The organism is Kitasatospora sp. NBC_00039, assembly GCF_045160625.1.
GTDB lineage: Bacteria > Actinomycetota > Actinomycetes > Streptomycetales > Streptomycetaceae > Kitasatospora.
This window is the reverse complement of record NZ_CP108289.1, coordinates 3,682,761-3,698,866: the sequence shown is the minus strand read 5'-3', so window position 1 is coordinate 3,698,866 and position 16,106 is coordinate 3,682,761. Positions and strand designations below refer to the sequence as shown.

Below are 16,106 nucleotides of genomic sequence, written 5' to 3'. Positions count from 1 at the left end.
CTACCTGCTACCTACGGAGCCGTAGGTTACTGCCGCGTAGGAAGTGGTGTCCATCACTACTTGGACGTTTTGGAGTGTTCGACTCCAGGATGCGGGTGCCCCGACTGGGCCGAAGGCGATGCCTTACCCGTCAGTAACCAGACTGAATGTAGTAAAAGATGCGTCAATTTCACCGCTGTGCCGTATTCGAGCCTTGAGGCCGGAGCTACGCTGCAAGCACCCTCAAACCCCCGCTACGCCGCCTCCCTGCCGAGATGGCGTGAAACGGAGCGATCGTGTCGTACGAGAACCTCGCTCTCAGCGCATCCGCGCCCACCCGCCACAAGCGTCTGCTGGCTTGGGTGAGCGAGATCGCGGAGCTCACCCAGCCGGACCGCATCGAGTGGTGCGACGGTTCCGAGGACGAGTACCACCGCCTCGCGGACCTGCTGGTGGCCCAGGGCACCTTCAAGAAGCTCAACGAGGAAAAGCGCCCCAACTCCTACTACGCCGCCTCGGACCCCACGGACGTGGCGCGCGTCGAGGACCGCACCTACATCTGCTCCGAGCAGGAGAAGGACGCCGGTCCGACCAACAACTGGAAGGCCCCCGCCGAGATGCGGGCCGTCTTCCAGGGGGAGAACGGTCTGTTCCGCGGCTCGATGAAGGGTCGCACCATGTACGTGGTGCCCTTCTCGATGGGCCCGGTGGGCTCCCCGCTGGCCGCGTACGGCGTCGAGATCACCGACTCCGCCTACGTCGCCGTGTCGATGCGCGTGATGACCCGCATGGGCCAGGCCGTGCTGGACCAGCTCGGCGAGGACGGCGACTTCGTCAAGGCCGTGCACACCGTCGGTGCCCCGCTCGCCGAGGGTCAGGCGGACGTGCCGTGGCCGTGCAACAGCACCAAGTACATCTCGCACTTCCCGGAGACCAGGGAGATCTGGTCCTTCGGCTCCGGCTACGGCGGCAACGCCCTGCTCGGCAAGAAGTGCTACGCGCTGCGCATCGCCTCGACCATGGCCCGCGACGAGGGCTGGCTGGCCGAGCACATGCTCATCCTCAAGCTCACCCCGCCCGCCGACGACAAGGGCCAGGCAGAGCCCAAGTACGTCGCGGCCGCCTTCCCGTCGGCCTGTGGCAAGACCAACCTCGCGATGCTCCAGCCGACCATCCCGGGCTGGAAGGTCGAGACGATCGGCGACGACATCGCCTGGATGCGCTTCGGTGCCGACGGCCGCCTGTACGCCATCAACCCCGAGGCCGGTTTCTTCGGCGTCGCCCCCGGCACCGGCGTGGACACCAACGCCAACGCCATCGAGACGCTCTGGGGCAACACCGTCTTCACCAACGTCGCCCTGACCGACGACGGCGACGTGTGGTGGGAGGGCCTCACCGACGAGCCGCCGGCCCACCTGACCGACTGGCGCGGCAACGACTGGACGCCGGAGTCCGGCACCCCGGCGGCCCACCCGAACGCCCGCTTCGCCGTCCCGGCCGCGCAGTGCCCGACGATCGCCCCCGAGTGGGAGGACCAGGCGGGTGTGCCGATCTCGGCCATCCTCTTCGGTGGCCGCCGCGCCACCGCCGTCCCGCTGGTGACCGAGTCCTTCGACTGGCAGCACGGCGTCTTCCTGGGCGCCAACATCGCCTCCGAGAAGACCGCCGCCGCCGAGGGCACCGTCGGCGAGCTGCGCCGCGACCCGTTCGCGATGCTGCCCTTCTGCGGCTACAACATGGGTGACTACTTCGCCCACTGGCTGAAGGTCGGCGCCCAGGCGGACGCCGCCAAGCTGCCGAAGATCTACTACGTGAACTGGTTCCGCAAGAACAGCGAGGGCAAGTTCGTCTGGCCCGGCTACGGCGAGAACAGCCGCGTGCTCAAGTGGATCGTCGAGCGCCTGCAGGGCGCCGGCGAGGGTGTCGAGACCCCGATCGGCGTGCTGCCGACCGTCGAGGGCTTCGACCTGGACGGCCTGGAGCTGTCGAAGGAGGACCTCGACCTGCTCTTCACCGTCGACGCCGGCATCTGGCGCCAGGAGGCCGCGCTCGTCCCGGCCCACCTGGAGCTGTTCGGCGACCACACGCCCACCGAGCTGTGGGACGAGTACCGAGACCTGGTCGCGCGCCTCGGCTGAGCCTGAGCCTCAGCCGAGAGCAATCGGCGGTGCGTGGCACGAATCGCGCACCGACCGAGCGACAGGACGGCCGGAGCCCCGCCGGACGATCTTTCCCCGACCAAGGAGATCGTCCGGACCGGGACTCCGGCCGTAGCGTTTTCACCGGGGAGTGCCGCAGCGGCGCCGTCAGGGCTGGGTGTAGCCGCCGAGGAAGTCGCCGATGCGGGTGACGGCGTCGGTGATCTCCTCGGCGCGGGGGAGGGTGACCACCCGGAAGTGGTCCGGCTCGGGCCAGTTGAAGCCGGTGCCCTGGACCAGCAGGATCCGCTCGGCGCGCAGCAGGTCCAGCACCATCTGGGCGTCGTCCTTGATCTTGTAGACCTTCGGGTCCAGCCGGGGGAAGGCGTAGAGCGCGCCCTTCGGCTTCACGCAGCTGACCCCGGGGATCTCGTTGAGCAGCCGCCACGCGGCGTCCCGGGACTCCAGCAGCCGGCCGCCGGGGAGGACGAGGTCCTTGATCGACTGCCGCCCGCCGAGCGCCGCCGCGACGGCGTGCTGGGCCGGCATGTTGGCGCAGAGCCGCATCGAGGCGAGCACCGTCAGGCCCTCGATGTAGCTGCGGGCGCGGTGCCGGTCGCCGGAGAGCACCATCCAGCCGGAGCGGAACCCCGCGACCCGGTACGCCTTGGAGAGGCCGTTGAAGGTGACGCAGAAGAGGTCCGGGGCCAGGGTGGCCAGCGGGATGTGCTCGGCGTCGTCGTAGAGGATCTTGTCGTAGATCTCGTCCGCGTAGACCACCAGTCTGTGCCGGCGGGCGATCTCGACCAGGCCCTCCAGGACCTCGCGCGGGTAGACCGCGCCGGTCGGGTTGTTCGGGTTGATCACCACGATCGCCCTGGTCCGGTCGGTGACCTTGGCCTCGACGTCGGCGAGGTCCGGGTACCACTCGGACTGCTCGTCGCAGCGGTAGTGCACGGCGGTGCCGCCGGCCAGCGAGACCGAGGCGGTCCAGAGCGGGTAGTCCGGCGCCGGGACGAGCACCTCGTCGCCGTCGTCCAGCAGCGCCGTCATGGCCAGCTGGATCAGCTCGGAGACGCCGTTGCCGAGGAAGACGTCCTCGACGGTGAGGCCGTGCAGGCCGCGGTCCTCGTAGTGCATCACCACGGCGCGGCGGGCCGAGAGCAGGCCCTTCGAGTCGCCGTACCCGTGCGCGGACGCGAGGTTGCGCAGGATGTCCTGGAGGATCTCCGGGGGCGCGTCGAAGCCGAACACGGCGGGGTTGCCGGTGTTGAGCTTCAGGATGCGGTGGCCCTGCTCCTCCAGCCGCATCGCCTCGTCGAGCACCGGGCCGCGGATGTCGTAGCAGACGTTGGCGAGCTTGCTGGACTGGATGACCTGCATGTCTGCCTACTTTAGGGGCACCGCGGGGCGGTCCGGCGCGCGTGCGGGGAGACGCGCCGGACCGCCCGGGAGGGGCCCCTTCGATCGAGAGGCGGAGCTGTCAGCCGACCTTCCAGATCAGGGGCTCGGTGTCCAGAACGCTGCCGAAGACGAGGAACTTCGGCGGGGTGTTGGTCGGGACGAGATAGACGGCACACTGCTGCTGGGTCTGGCCGTCCGCCAGGGTGCCGGGCTTCTTGCCGGAGTCGCACTGCGGGATCGACTTCAGGATGGTCGGGGCCGGCAGGGCGCCGCCGGTGCCCGACGCGTCGGACTTCACCTTGAACCGCATCATGAAGTACTCGTCGGTGAGCGGGGCGCCGGTGCGGTTGGTGAAGGAGACGGTCACGTAGTACGGCGTCTTGCCCTCCACGTCGGCCGGCTTGAAGTTGAACGACGCGATCTCGGCGGCGGTGCCCTTGACCACGGAGACCGGGGTGACGTCGGCCTTGGTCTTGCCGAGGTAGCTGCCGGTGGCGGTGGGTGCCAGCGGGTTGTCGTAGCTGATCTTGCTGCCGCTGCCGCCGCCGGCCCCGCCGATCGGGTTGCCGCTGGTGGCGGCCGAGGGGACGGGGTTCGGGGTCGAACCGCCGCCGCCGGTGCCCGCGCCGCCGCCCGCGGTGCCGGCCGGATCCCCGCCGGTGGCCGACGGCGCCCCGGTGGCGGCCGGGGTGCCGGTGACGGCCGCGGTCGCGCCGCCGGTGCCCGCCGCGCCCGGGCCGGCCGGGTCCGCGTTGTCCGGCCCGCAGGCCGTCAGCAGCAGGGCCAGGGCCGCGAGCGGGACGGCCGCGCGCAGCGTGTTCTGAGTGTTGGTCACAGTGTTTCCCCGTGGATGATGTGGTCGGTGCGGTGCCCGGACTCCGATGGCACCGCAGGGGTCCGACGCCGATGAGCGCGGACCGGTTCCCGGAGGGCCGGTCCCGGCGGTGAGCGAGAGGGGGCACCGTGGCCGTCACGGTACTCGGTGCGGTGCTGGCCGGTCTGCTGGTGGCACCGGCGTTGCGCGGGCTGGTGGTGCGGTACGCCGTGCCCGAGGACCAACCGTGGTGCACCGCCTGCCCGTTCTGCGCCCGGGAGCTGCGCGGCCTGCCGCCGACCGGGCGCTGCCCGGGCTGCCGGGAGCGGCTGGGCCCGCGGTCCTGGCTGGTCGAGGCGGTGTCCGCGGCCTCGGCCGCGGCCGCGCTGAGTGCCGCCCACCCGGGCGACGCCCTGCTGCTGCTCTGGGCGGCCGGGCCCGGTGTGGTGCTCGGCTTCACCGACGCCCGGGTGCGCCGGCTGCCGTACCCGCTGAGCTGGACCCTGGCGGCCGGACTGACGCTGCTGCTGGTGGTGCTGGAGCTCGTGGACGGCCGCCCCGGCGTGCTGCTGCGCTGCCTGCTGGTGGGGCTGGCCGCCGCCGCGCTCTTCGAACTGCCCGGCTGGTTCGGCCTGATGGGCGCCGGGGACACCGTCCTGGCGCTCGGTCTCGGCGCGCTGCTCGGCCGGTACGGCTGGTCGGCGGCCTTCACCGGGCTGTTCTCGGCCGCGTTCCTGGCCGGGCTCTGGGCGATCGCCCGGGCCGCGGCCGCCCTGGTCCGGCGGCGGCCGGTGCGCGGCCTGGACCTGCCGATGGGGCCCTTCCTGCTGCTCGGCACGCTGGCCGCAGTACTTCTCCGGTAGGAAGCGTGCGGGCGGACGGGCCCGCCGTACCGGTCAGGTACGACGGGCCCGTCGGCGGCGCGCGGGCCCCACCCTCGAGGAGCGGCGCGCCGTGGGTCCGTCAGCGACGGACCCCGCCGGTCACGGCATCTGGTGGACGAACGGGCCGACCGCGTTGGAGAACGCGTTCCCGTTGTTGGCGTCCCAGTTGGTGGACCAGGTCATCGCGCCGCGGATGGTGGGCCACTTGGCCGGCGGGACGAAGCTGCCGCAGTTCTTGCCGGTGGCCAGGCAGTCCAGCGCGTTGTTCACCACGGTCGGCGAGACGTAGCCGCCGCCGGCCGCCTTGCTGGAGGCCGGGACGCCGATGCCGACCTGGTCGGGCCGCAGGCCGCCCTGGATGTGGGTGCAGACCTGCGAGGTGATGAAGTCGATCGTGCCCTGGTTGTAGACCTTGCCGTCGCAGCCGTTCATGCCGCCCGAGTTGTAGAACTGGGTGTTGACGACGGTCAGGATGTCCTTGGTGTTGAGCGCCAGCTGGAAGTAGGCGCCGGCGGTGCTGTACATCCCGATGGTCTCCGGGGCCATCGTCAGGATGAAGCTCGGGCCGACCTTGGCCTGCAGGCTGTGCAGCGCGTTGGCGAGGTAGGTCGCGTTGAGGCCGTTCTCCAGGTCGACGTCGATGCCGTCGAAGCCGTAGTCCTTGATGATCGCGTAGGCGCTGTCCACGAACGCGGCCGCGGCGGTGGCGTCGTTGACGGTGATCGCGCCGTTCTGGCCGCCGATGGAGAGGATGACCTTCTTGCCGGCCGCCCGCTTGGCGTTCACGTCGGCGCGGAACTGCGCGTCGGTGTAGCCGCCGAGGGCCTTGGAGAGCGCCGGGTCGAGGGTGAAGCTGATCGCGCCGGCCCTGGTGGGCACGGCGTCGGCGAAGGAGACCGCGATGATGTCGTACGCGTTCTGGACGTCGCCGAGCTTCTGGACGGTCGCGCCGTTGTCGAAGTTGTGCCAGTAGCCGGTGACCACGTGCTTGGGCAGACCGGTGGCCGGCGGCGGGGTGCTGGTCGCGGTGGCCGTGGGGGTGGGCGTCGCGGTCTGCGTCGGGGTGGCGGTCGCCGTGGGGGTGGCGGTCGCGGTCGGCGAGGCGGTGGCGGTCGCGGTGGGGGTGGGCGTCGCGGTCGGGCTCGGGGTGGAGGTGCCGCCCGGACCGTTCAGCACGACGTCGTCCGCGAGGTAGGCGCTCTGGCCGTACCAGCCGTGCACGTACAGCGTGATGCTGGTGACGTTGGCACCGGTGGTGAAGGTGGAGGAGAGCTGGTTCCAGCTGTTCTGGTTGGACCAGCTGCTCGGGTCGGTGCCGCCGGTGCCGCGCGCACCGAGGTAGACGTACGGGCCCTGGACCCAGGCGCTCAGGCTGTAGCCGGTGTTGGGCAGCACGCTGACGGTCTGGGTGCACTCGGCGGTGTCCGCGGCGCCCGGAGTGGCCTGGAGCGCGCCGGTGCCGGAGTGGACCGGGGTGGAGACGGTGGTCGCGGCGCCGGTGCACGACCAGCCGCTCGGCGAGCCGGAGTCGAAGCCGCCGTTGACGACCAGGTTCCCGGCGGCCGCGCTGGCGCCGCCGGCGAAGAGGGCCAGGCCGCTGCCGGCCAGGGCGAGGGCGGTGGCGCCGGCGGCGAGGGCCGGAAGGGTGCTGCGCCGGCGCTTGTGCGCGGGCTGGTTCGGCGTACGGGCCATGGAGGTGGGCTCCTGGGGAAGGAGCGGCCGCCGCGGTGGGGGGCGCGGCGGCCGCGTGTGGGGGAGGGGAGGTCCGCAGTACTGCCTCGGGTGGGGCGGGGATTCGGTGCCTGTTCCGCCCTGGGTCAAAAGCTGGACTAGACCATTGCTGGCCGTCAAGCATCGATCGTCGGCTTACGGATTCCTTAAGGAATCGGATACCGTTCCGTAGCCGTCGCCCCGGCGGCTGTGCGGTGTGCCGGTGGGCGCCTTCCGGCCGCCCCCGCCACACCGGTCGCAACGGACTCCGCACAGGACCGTGACCGGACCGCTACCTGCGGCTTTACCCACTGCGTCCGCGCGGGAGTAGGCTGCGCCGGGGGTTGTGACGTACCCCGGTGAAGAGTTACGGAGGGGCCGAAAGCCATGGGTCTGCGCGATGTCGTCGAACGCACGCCGGGTCTGCGCACCCTGCTGGACGGTATGTACGGCCTCTACGGGCGCCGGGTCGAGGTCCACCTCGCCCGCACCCCGCACCACATCGGCGTGATCCTCGACGGCAACCGCCGCTGGGCCAAGGCGACCGGCGGCTCCACCGCCTACGGTCACCAGCGCGGCGCCGACAAGATCAGCGAGTTCCTCGGCTGGTGCGACGAGACGCACGTCAAGGTCGTCACGCTCTGGATGCTCTCCACCGACAACCTCTCCCGGCCCGCCGACGAGCTGGTCCCGCTGCTCGGCATCATCGAGGACGCCGTCACCGGCCTGGCCGCCGCCCGCCGCTGGAAGGTCAACCCGGTCGGCGCGCTGGACCTGCTGCCCCAGCACACCGCGGACGTGCTCAAGAGGGCCGCCGAGGAGACCGCCGGGATCGAGGGGATCACCGTCAACGTGGCGGTCGGCTACGGCGGCCGGCACGAGATCGCCGACGCCGTCCGCTCGCTGCTCCAGGAGCACGCCGGGCGCGGCACCTCGATCGAGGAGCTGGCCGAGATCCTCGACGTCGAGCACATCGCCGAGCACCTCTACACCAAGGGCCAGCCCGACCCGGACCTCGTCATCCGCACCTCGGGCGAGCAGCGGCTGTCGGGCTTCCTGCTCTGGCAGAGCGCCCACAGCGAGTTCTACTTCTGCGAGGCGTACTGGCCGGCCTTCCGCAAGGTCGACTTCCTGCGGGCGCTGCGCGCGTACGAGGAGCGGCACCGGCGGATGGGGCTCTGATCCTGCGGGATTCCCGGGGGGAGTCACCGGGCCGAGCCGCGGGGCGCCGCCGGGCCGAGCGTGGGGAGCATCCGGGCCGGGCCGGGCCGCGGGGCGCCGAGGGGAGTCATCGGGCCGAGCCGCGGGCGACCGCCCCGTAGGAGCTGGCCTACCCGGGCCCGGGGCGAGGCCAAACGTTCACCGGCAGTGATCCGTCAGTTCGCCGGGGGCGCGAATGCACCGCCCCTCGCCTGGGAATACTCCCGTCAGACCGGCCCCGAGGCCACCGGGGCAGCGGGGGCCGGCTTGCCGCGGATGACGCAGGGTCATCCGCCCTGGAGGCCTAGTGGTCAGTTCCAAGAGCCGCCGGACACCAGACCGGCGCACGTACGTTCTCGACACCAGCGTGCTCCTGGCGGACCCGCTCGCCATGACCCGCTTCGAGGAGCACGAGGTCGTCCTGCCGGTGGTCGTGGTCACCGAGCTGGAGGCCAAGCGGCACCACCCGGAGCTGGGCTACTTCGCCCGCCAGGCGCTGCGACTGCTCGACGACTACCGGATCCGCTTCGGCCGGCTCGACGAGCCGATCCCGGTCGGCGAGCTCGGCGGCACCATCCGGGTCGAGCTCAACCACTCCGACCTGTCGATACTGCCGGTCGGCTACCGGGCCGGCGGCGGCGAGGCGGACGCCCGGATCCTGGCGGTCGCCCGCAACCTGCAGGCCGAGGGGTACGACGTCACCGTCGTCTCCAAGGACCTCCCGCTGCGGATCAAGGCCAGTTCGGTCGGCCTGCTCGCCGAGGAGTACCGGGCCGAGCTGGCGGTCACCTCGGGCTGGACGGGCATGTCCGAACTGCACGTCCCGGCCGACGACGTGGACGCGCTGTTCGCGGCCGGCCATGACGCCGCGGTGGACATCGAGGGGGCCGCCGAGCTGCCCGTCCACACCGGACTGGTGCTCAGCTCCGAGCGCGGCCGGGCGCTGGGCCGGGTGACCGGCGACGGCAGGGTCCGGCTGGTGCGCGGGGAGCGCGAGGCGTTCGGCCTGCGCGGGCGCAGCGCCGAGCAGCGGGTCGCGCTGGACCTCCTGCTCGATCCGGAGGTGGGCATCGTCTCGATGGGCGGCCGGGCCGGCACCGGCAAGTCCGCGCTCGCCCTCTGTGCCGGGCTGGAGGCGGTGCTGGAGCGGAGGCAGCATCGCAAGGTGATGGTCTTCCGGCCGCTGTACGCGGTCGGCGGCCAGGAGCTCGGCTATCTGCCGGGCTCCGAGTCGGAGAAGATGAGCCCCTGGGCGCAGGCGGTCTTCGACACCCTCTCCGCCGTCACCACCCCGGACGTGATCGAGGAGGTCATCTCCCGGGGCATGCTGGAGGTCCTTCCGCTGACCCACATCCGCGGGCGTTCGCTGCACGACGCCTTCGTGATCGTGGACGAGGCGCAGTCGCTGGAGCGCAACGTCCTGCTGACGGTGCTGTCCCGGATCGGCCAGGGCTCGCGGGTGGTGCTCACCCACGACGTGGCGCAGCGGGACAACCTCCGGGTCGGCCGGTACGACGGTGTGGTGGCGGTGGTGGAGAAGCTGAAGGGGCATCCGCTGTTCGCGCACATCACGCTCACGCGTTCCGAGCGTTCGCCGATCGCGGCGCTGGTCACGGAGATGCTGGAGGACATCCACCCGTGATCCGCCCCGCAGGGTCATAGTCGGACAATACGGTCAATTCCGGGCGTGGGGCCCGCTCCTGACGGGGCGGGCCCCCGCCCCTTTCATCACATCGAGTGCTTTCTGTCCGGAGAACTCCGGTGCGGTGAATGTGAGATGCGCCACGCAACAGGGAATTGCGTCGACAGTGCCCGGTGCGGCATGGTGAGGGTTCTGTCAGGCCCCGCGTACGGCATGACAGGGCTTCCGGGCAACCGGTGGCCCCGTCCGGACGGTCCGCCAACTCCGGTGGGTGGACGCACAATTGAACACCGATGAGTCGTACGCCGCCCGATCTCAACGCCTGGTCGCCTCACGTCGGCCGGCGCCGGGTCAGTACCTCCCGTGACCAGCACCGTACGGAGGGCAGCGCCAAGGGGCATGTTGCGTCCGCACGGTCACGCGTGGGCGATGCTGGAAGGAAACCATGTGACTCGGATCTCGGTCCGGGGAGTTGCTGTGGCCTCCGCCACCGCCGTCACCGCCGTCGGTGCCGTCGTGGGTATGGCCTCGGGCAGCGAGGGCAAGACGACGCAGACGGTCGATGTCGCCGGCGCGACCCTGCTTGCCGAAGTCCCCTCTGGCGCCCAGGCGCAGACCATCAGCGACAACATCGGCACCCAGGCCTCCGCCCAGCAGGCCGCTGCCGACGCCGCTGCCAAGGCCGCCGCGGAGCAGAAGGCCGCCGAGGAAGCCGCGCGCCAGAAGGCCGCCGCCGACGCCCAGGCCAAGGCCGACGCGCAGGCCAAGGCCGACGCGGACAAGGCCGCCAAGGCGGCCGAGGAGAAGCGGAAGGCCGACGAGGCAGCCGCCAACCGCTCCAAGGCCCGCTCGGCGATGGCTGCCACCGACACGTCGGCCCCGCCGGTCTCGGTCAGCCCCGGGTCGGTCCAGGCGCTCGCCCAGCAGATCGTCGGCAGTGACGCGCAGTTCCAGTGCTTCAGCCAGATCGTGAAGCGCGAGAGCGGCTGGGACTACACCGCCACCAACAAGAGCTCCGGTGCCTACGGTCTGGTCCAGGCGCTGCCCGGCTCCAAGATGTCCTCGGCGGGCGCCGACTGGCGCACCAACCCGGCGACGCAGATCCAGTGGGGCCTGGACTACATGAACAGCCGCTACGGCAGCCCCTGTGGCGCCTGGTCGTTCTGGCAGTCGCACCACTGGTACTAGAAGAGCCGGTACCGAAACCTCTGTCCGACGCAGCCCCCGACCGCTCGACTCGCGGCCGGGGGCTGCGTCGCGTTCCCATGCCGGGCGGCGCTGACCGGGGGCGGGCCGCGCCGCCCGGGCTGCGCTGACCAGTGCGCTCGCGGGCGGTGCGGTCCTGGGTGCGGACGCGGGGCGCGGGAAGGGGTCCTGGTTGCTTCCTGCACCTGCCGGTCCGCCGACGGATGGCTCCGGTTCTCGTCCGGAGTCCTCCCCGCTGCCCGGCGCCTGAAACACCCCGGATCAGGAGGTTTTGTCCTGGTGCGGCGCCGAGGTGCGCGGCCCGTCCGGCCGTTCGCCCCGGTACCGATCGCGGCCAACCCACCCGCCCGCCGGACTCGCCGGGCACCGGGCGGGTAGTTTCATTCCTGACGGCCGTGGCGGTACACGGCGTACCGCCGGGCACGGCGGCCCAGCGGGGGAGCGGTGGTAGCGAGAATGGCGCGGGGCGGGAAGGCCTTCAAGGCCATGGCCAAGGGCGCGGCCGTGGTGGCGAGCGCGGTCGCCGTGATCGAACGGCGCCGGCGTGCCGCGATCGCGGCCGACTTCCACGAGCCGCCGGTCGAGGTGGTGCCGCTGCCGGCACCGGCCGCGGTTCCGGCCGATCTGCCGGCACCTCGCGAGGCCGCGCCGTCGGCCCAGGCCGCGCCCTCGGCCCAGGCCGCACCCACCCCCGCACCGGTGCCCACCCACGGCGCGTTCGGGCGCGAACTCCACCCCGGACGTCCCGCCACCCCGGCCGAGGCCGTGCCGTGGGGCCTGCGGGTGGCCGCCGAGTCGACCTGGCGGCTGCTGCTGCTCGGCGCCGCGCTCTACGTCGTCTTCATGGTCGTCGACATGCTGCGGCTGGTCGCGTTCGCTGCTCTGGCCTCGCTGCTGATCTCCGCGCTGCTGGAGCCCAGCGTCTCCTGGCTGCGCCGGCACGGCGTACCGCGCTCGCTGGCCGCCGGCGGGGTGTTCATGAGCGGCCTGGCCGGGATCGGGCTGGTCGGCTGGTTCGTGGTCTGGCAGGTGACCACCAACCTGTCCGACGTGACCAGCAAGGTCCAGGACGGTGTCGCCACCCTCCGGGACTGGCTGATCACCGGTCCGCTGCACCTGACCGAGCAGCAGATCAAGGACTTCGCCGACCAGATCACCAAGGCGATCAGCACCAACACCGATCAGATCACCTCGGTCGGCCTCACCGGCGCGCAGATCGCGGTCGAGGTGCTCACCACCGTCCTGCTCGCCTTCTTCACCACCTTCTTCCTGCTCTACGACGGCGAGCGGATCTGGAGCTGGGCGCTGCGCGGTCTGCCCCGGCACTCCCGCTACGCGATGGCCGGCGCCGGACCGAAGGCCTGGGCGACCCTCACCGCGTATGTCCGGGGCACCGTCTGCGTGGCCTTCATCGACGCGGTCTGCATCGGCATCGGCATCCAGTTGCTCGGCGTGCCGATGGCGCTGCCGCTCGCGGTGATCATCTTCCTGGGGGCCTTCGTCCCGCTGGTCGGCGCGCTGGTCACCGGGACGGTCGCGGTGCTGATCGCACTGGTCACCACCTCGCCGTGGACCGCGCTGATGGTGCTGGTGGTGCTGGTCGCCGTCCAGCAGCTCGAGGGCCACATCCTCCAGCCGCTCATCCTCGGCCGGGCCGTCCGCGTCCACCCGCTGGGCGTGGTCCTCGGCGTGGCCGCCGGCTCCATCATCGGCGGCATCGGCGGCGCCATCGTGGCCGTCCCGCTGATCGCGGTCACCAACACCGTGGTCACCCACCTGCGCCGCCGCAACGAGGCCGGCCAGGCCGTCTTCACCGCTCTCGAAGCCGCCCGCGAAGCCGCCGTCGCCCGGGCGGGCCACCCGGAGGCGCCGGCCCAGGCCGCCGCCGGCAAGCCCTAGCGGAAGGTGCCGGCACTGAAGGGGCCGGCGAAGGGCGGCGCGACGACGGCGCCCGCCAGCGCCGCCTGACCGGCCGGGGGAGGCCTTCGCCGCCCGGGCCCGGTGGGGGCGGGGTCACGCCCGTCAGCCGGTCGGCGCCGGTGCGGTTCCGGCACGAAACGCCGACGGGCCCCCGCCGGACGGTCGGTCCGGCAGGGGCCCGCTGGGTGCGGCGTGGGCCGTCAGACGGTGACGGCGGCCAGGGCGGCCTCGGAGTCGAGGACGCCGGCGACGGCCTGGAGGACGGCGGCGATCTTGATCGAGGTCTGGATGACCTCACGCTCGACGCCGGCCTTGCGGAGCACGGCCTCGTGCGAGTCGAGGCACTGGCCGCAGCCGTTGATGGCGGAGACCGCGAAGCACCAGAGCTCGAAGTCGATCTTCTCGACGCCCGGAGTGCCGATGATGTTCATCCGCAGGCCGGCCCGCATGCTGCTGTACTCCTTGTCGGAGAGCAGGTGCGTGGTCCGGTAGTAGACGTTGTTCATCCCCATGATCGCGGCCGCGCCCTTGGCGGCGTTGTACGCCTCCGGGGAGAGGTTGGCCTTGGCCTCGGGCTCCAGCTCGCGCAGCACGGCGGCGCTGCGGGTGGCCATCGCGCAGGAGAGCACGGTGCCCCAGAGCTGCTGGGCGGGGAGGTCGGAGTTGCCGATGACCGCGCTCAGGTTGAGCTTGAGGTCCTTGGCGTAGTCCGGGAGGGCGGACTTCAGGTCGTCGAGAGCCATGATGGTCAGCCCGCCAGCAGGGCCTGGGCGTCGAGGGTGTCCTCGCCCTTGGTCCAGTTGCACGGGCACAGCTCGTCGGTCTGCAGGGCGTCGAGCACCCGCAGGACCTCCTTGGGGTTACGGCCGACGGAGCCGGCGGTCACCATGACGAACTGGATCTCGTTGTTCGGGTCGACGATGAACACCGCGCGCTGGGCGGTGCCGTCGGCGGCCTCGACGCCGCAGGCGCGCATCAGGTCGTGCTTGACGTCGGCCAGCATCGGGAACGGCAGGTCGCGCAGGTCCTTGTGGTCCTTGCGCCAGGCGTGGTGCACGAACTCGGAGTCGCCGGAGACGCCGAGGATCTGGGCGTCGCGGTCGGCGAACTCCTCGTTCAGCTTGCCGAACGCGGCGATCTCGGTCGGGCAGACGAAGGTGAAGTCCATCGGCCAGAAGAAGACGATCTTCCACTTGCCCTCGTAGGACTTGTGGTTGATCTCGGCGAAGGCGTTCGCGGCGTCCAGGTCGACGCAGGCGTTGAGTTCGAACTCGGGGAACTTGTCACCGATCGTGAGCACGTTCGCTTCTCCTGAAGTGAGACTGAGGGGAGTTTGTCCGGATTGCGGACACGTCCCACGATTCCACATCGTGGACTGATCAGGGAAATAGCTAGACTCGATGTGTCTGATCGGAGAGACCTATCAATACCCCCACGCCTCCCTCCCGCCCCACGCCCCGCAGGCCCGCCGCCCGCAAACCCGAGGCGACTGTGGCAAGCGCCACAGTCCGCAGCCCCCGGCCGCCGACGGTCGCCCAGCTCCGGGCTTTCGTCGCGGTGGCCGAGCACCGGCACTTCCGGGAGGCGGCTGCGGCCAGCGGGACCAGTCAGCCCGCCCTGTCGGGTGCGGTCGCGGCGCTGGAGGAGTCGTTGGGTGCGCAGCTGGTCGAGCGTACGACGCGGAAGGTGATTATCACCCCGCTGGGGGAGCGCGTGCTCGACCATGCGCGCCGGGTGCTCGCCTCCGTGCAGGCGCTCACCGAGGAGGTCGAGGCCGCCCGCCGGCCGTTCACCGGGCCGCTGCACCTGGGCGTCATCCCGACCGTCGCCCCGTACCTGCTGCCCGACGTGCTGCGGCTGGTCCGCGACCGGTATCCGGATCTGGAGCTGCACGTCCACGAGGAGCGCACGCCCTCGCTGCTGGAGGGTCTGGCCGGCGGGCGGCTCGACGTCCTGCTGCTCGCGCTGCCGGCCGGCGGGGGCTCGCCGACCCGGGACATCCCGCTGTTCGACGAGGACTTCGTCCTGGTCACCGCGCCCGACCACCCGCTCGCCGGGCGGACCGGCGTCCCGCGAGACGTGCTGCTCGACCTGGACGTGCTGCTGCTGGAGGAGGGCCACTGCCTGCGCGACCAGGCCCTCGACATCTGCCGCGAGGTCGGGGCCGACGCGGCCGGCTCCACCACCCGGGCAGCCGGCCTCTCCACCCTGGTCCAGCTGGTCGCCGGGGGTCTCGGCGTCACCCTGCTGCCCGCCACCGCGCTGGACGTCGAGGCGGGCCGCACCGACCGGCTGGCCGCCGTCCGCTTCGCCGCGCCCGCGCCCGGCCGCCGGATCGGGCTCGCCACCCGGCCGGGCTCGGCCCGCAGCGACGAGTACGACCGGTTCGCCGCCTCGCTGCGCGAGGTGCTGGCGGAGCTGCCGGTCCGGATCGTCGAGTAGCCGGCGGCGTCAGCCGGACCGGGCCGGCGCGCCCAGGCAGAGGCCGACCGTACCGGCGACCAGCAGGTCCAGGGCCCGCAGCGCCTCCTCGTCGGGCTCCACGTGGTCGGGCCGGAAGACCAGATGGCGGCCGCACAGGCCGTCGAAGCCCGCCAGGAACTGGATGGCGATGTCGTGCGCGGGCAGGGCCAGCGTCAGGCCGTGCGCATCGGCGAGGGCGGTGAGCATGTCCGCCGCGATCCGCTCGGTCTCGGCCTGGAGTCCGCGGATGATCTCCCTCAGCTCCGGGTCGCGCATCGCCAGCGTCTCGACCTCGGCCAGCAGGATGCACCGGCCCGGTTCGGCGACGGTGCTGGTCCAGAGTGCGTGCACCAGCGTCCGCACCTGTTCCCCGAACGGTCCGTCGCCCGGGGAGGCGGCGTGCACCTGGTCGATGAAGTCGGCCATCAGCTGCTCGACCACGGCCCGGTAGAGGTCCTTCTTGGTGCCGAAGGTGTAGTGCACCGTCGCCTGCGCGACGCCCAGCTCGGCCGCGATGGCCCGGGTGCTGCCGGCGGCGACGCCCTCGCGGGTCATGAGGTCGATCGCGGCCCGGATCAGCTGCGGGCGTCGTTCGGAGGCGGGGACATGGGCCATTGGGCCAGGGTATCGCCATGGTCAAGCAACCTGGTCGGTCGAATTGGTCGTTCGCTCCTGTCGGGCGACTTTGTCAGGTGAACAACTTGCGCGTACCGTGGGCCGGGACCTGTTCAGGCGCCTGCCTGCCC

General features: G+C 71.8%; 13 protein-coding genes. 7 read left to right on the top strand and 6 right to left on the bottom strand.

Features of this window, described 5'->3' with window-relative positions:
• Positions 1-275: 275 nt before the first annotated feature.
• On the top strand, positions 276-2,117 hold the full coding sequence (locus OG286_RS16240; RefSeq protein ID WP_396320612.1) for a phosphoenolpyruvate carboxykinase (GTP): 1,842 nt from the start codon (positions 276-278) through the stop codon (positions 2,115-2,117).
• 168 nt (positions 2,118-2,285) lie between these two features.
• On the opposite strand, the gene OG286_RS16235 is transcribed toward OG286_RS16240, so the two are convergent.
• Together OG286_RS16235 and OG286_RS16230 are read right to left on the bottom strand one after the other, a co-directional pair.
• Positions 2,286-3,500 carry a pyridoxal phosphate-dependent aminotransferase gene (locus tag OG286_RS16235; protein ID WP_396320613.1) on the bottom strand — a complete coding sequence of 405 codons (1,215 nt, stop codon included), beginning with the start codon at positions 3,498-3,500 and terminating at the stop codon, positions 2,286-2,288.
• 100 nt (positions 3,501-3,600) lie between these two features.
• Positions 3,601-4,356: a hypothetical protein gene (locus OG286_RS16230; protein WP_405361193.1), complete on the bottom strand. Its 756-nt coding sequence runs from the start codon at positions 4,354-4,356 to the stop codon at positions 3,601-3,603.
• Between the two features lie 128 nt (positions 4,357-4,484).
• Between OG286_RS16230 and OG286_RS16225 the strand changes: the two genes are divergently transcribed.
• Entirely contained in the window at positions 4,485-5,198 is a 714-nt protein-coding gene (locus OG286_RS16225) for a hypothetical protein (RefSeq protein WP_396320615.1), read from the top strand.
• 120 nt (positions 5,199-5,318) lie between these two features.
• Here the strand turns inward: OG286_RS16225 and OG286_RS16220 are convergent, their stop codons facing one another.
• Entirely contained in the window at positions 5,319-6,911 is a 1,593-nt protein-coding gene (locus OG286_RS16220) for a chitinase (protein WP_396320616.1), read from the bottom strand.
• 405 nt (positions 6,912-7,316) lie between these two features.
• Between OG286_RS16220 and OG286_RS16215 the strand changes: the two genes are divergently transcribed.
• The 4 genes from OG286_RS16215 to OG286_RS16200 all read left to right on the top strand — a co-directional run bounded on the left by OG286_RS16215 (position 7,317) and on the right by OG286_RS16200 (position 12,876).
• The gene (locus tag OG286_RS16215; protein WP_209417189.1) at positions 7,317-8,111 is read left to right on the top strand and encodes an isoprenyl transferase; all 795 of its coding nucleotides are present in this window, start codon (positions 7,317-7,319) and stop codon (positions 8,109-8,111) included.
• A 325-nt stretch (positions 8,112-8,436) separates the two neighbouring features.
• The gene (locus OG286_RS16210) at positions 8,437-9,771 is read left to right on the top strand and encodes a PhoH family protein (RefSeq protein WP_396320617.1); all 1,335 of its coding nucleotides are present in this window, start codon (positions 8,437-8,439) and stop codon (positions 9,769-9,771) included.
• Between the two features lie 429 nt (positions 9,772-10,200).
• Positions 10,201-10,959 carry a transglycosylase SLT domain-containing protein gene (locus OG286_RS16205; protein ID WP_396320618.1) on the top strand — a complete coding sequence of 253 codons (759 nt, stop codon included), beginning with the start codon at positions 10,201-10,203 and terminating at the stop codon, positions 10,957-10,959.
• A 474-nt stretch (positions 10,960-11,433) separates the two neighbouring features.
• Positions 11,434-12,876, top strand: a complete 1,443-nt coding sequence (locus OG286_RS16200) for an AI-2E family transporter (protein WP_405365389.1) — start codon at positions 11,434-11,436, stop codon at positions 12,874-12,876.
• Positions 12,877-13,097: 221 nt separating this feature from the next.
• On the opposite strand, the gene OG286_RS16195 is transcribed toward OG286_RS16200, so the two are convergent.
• Entirely contained in the window at positions 13,098-13,640 is a 543-nt protein-coding gene (locus OG286_RS16195) for an alkyl hydroperoxide reductase (protein ID WP_396320620.1), read from the bottom strand.
• Positions 13,641-13,645: 5 nt separating this feature from the next.
• Positions 13,646-14,197 carry a peroxiredoxin gene (locus OG286_RS16190; RefSeq protein ID WP_148643114.1) on the bottom strand — a complete coding sequence of 184 codons (552 nt, stop codon included), beginning with the start codon at positions 14,195-14,197 and terminating at the stop codon, positions 13,646-13,648.
• A gap of 191 nt (positions 14,198-14,388) precedes the next feature.
• Here OG286_RS16190 and OG286_RS16185 point away from each other — a divergent pair, with 191 nt between their 5' ends.
• Complete coding sequence (locus OG286_RS16185) at positions 14,389-15,339, top strand: LysR substrate-binding domain-containing protein (protein WP_396320621.1); 951 nt, start codon at positions 14,389-14,391, stop codon at positions 15,337-15,339.
• A 9-nt stretch (positions 15,340-15,348) separates the two neighbouring features.
• Here OG286_RS16185 and OG286_RS16180 read toward each other — a convergent pair whose 3' ends face one another.
• A complete protein-coding gene (locus OG286_RS16180; RefSeq protein WP_396320622.1) occupies positions 15,349-15,975 on the bottom strand; it encodes a TetR/AcrR family transcriptional regulator in 627 nt (208 codons plus the stop codon).
• Positions 15,976-16,106: the final 131 nt, after the last annotated feature.

Bases quoted from the DNA above. Each gene is read 5' to 3' on its own strand.
- OG286_RS16235 (WP_396320613.1), bottom strand. From the start codon at position 3,500: ATGCAGGTCATCCAGTCCAGCAAGCTCGCCAACGTCTGCTACGACATC.
- OG286_RS16220 (WP_396320616.1), bottom strand. From the start codon at position 6,911: ATGGCCCGTACGCCGAACCAGCCCGCGCACAAGCGCCGGCGCAGCACC.
- OG286_RS16215 (WP_209417189.1), top strand. From the start codon at position 7,317: ATGGGTCTGCGCGATGTCGTCGAACGCACGCCGGGTCTGCGCACCCTG.
- OG286_RS16205 (WP_396320618.1), top strand. From the start codon at position 10,201: ATGCTGGAAGGAAACCATGTGACTCGGATCTCGGTCCGGGGAGTTGCT.
- OG286_RS16200 (WP_405365389.1), top strand. From the start codon at position 11,434: ATGGCGCGGGGCGGGAAGGCCTTCAAGGCCATGGCCAAGGGCGCGGCC.
- OG286_RS16195 (WP_396320620.1), bottom strand. From the start codon at position 13,640: ATGGCTCTCGACGACCTGAAGTCCGCCCTCCCGGACTACGCCAAGGAC.
- OG286_RS16180 (WP_396320622.1), bottom strand. From the start codon at position 15,975: ATGGCCCATGTCCCCGCCTCCGAACGACGCCCGCAGCTGATCCGGGCC.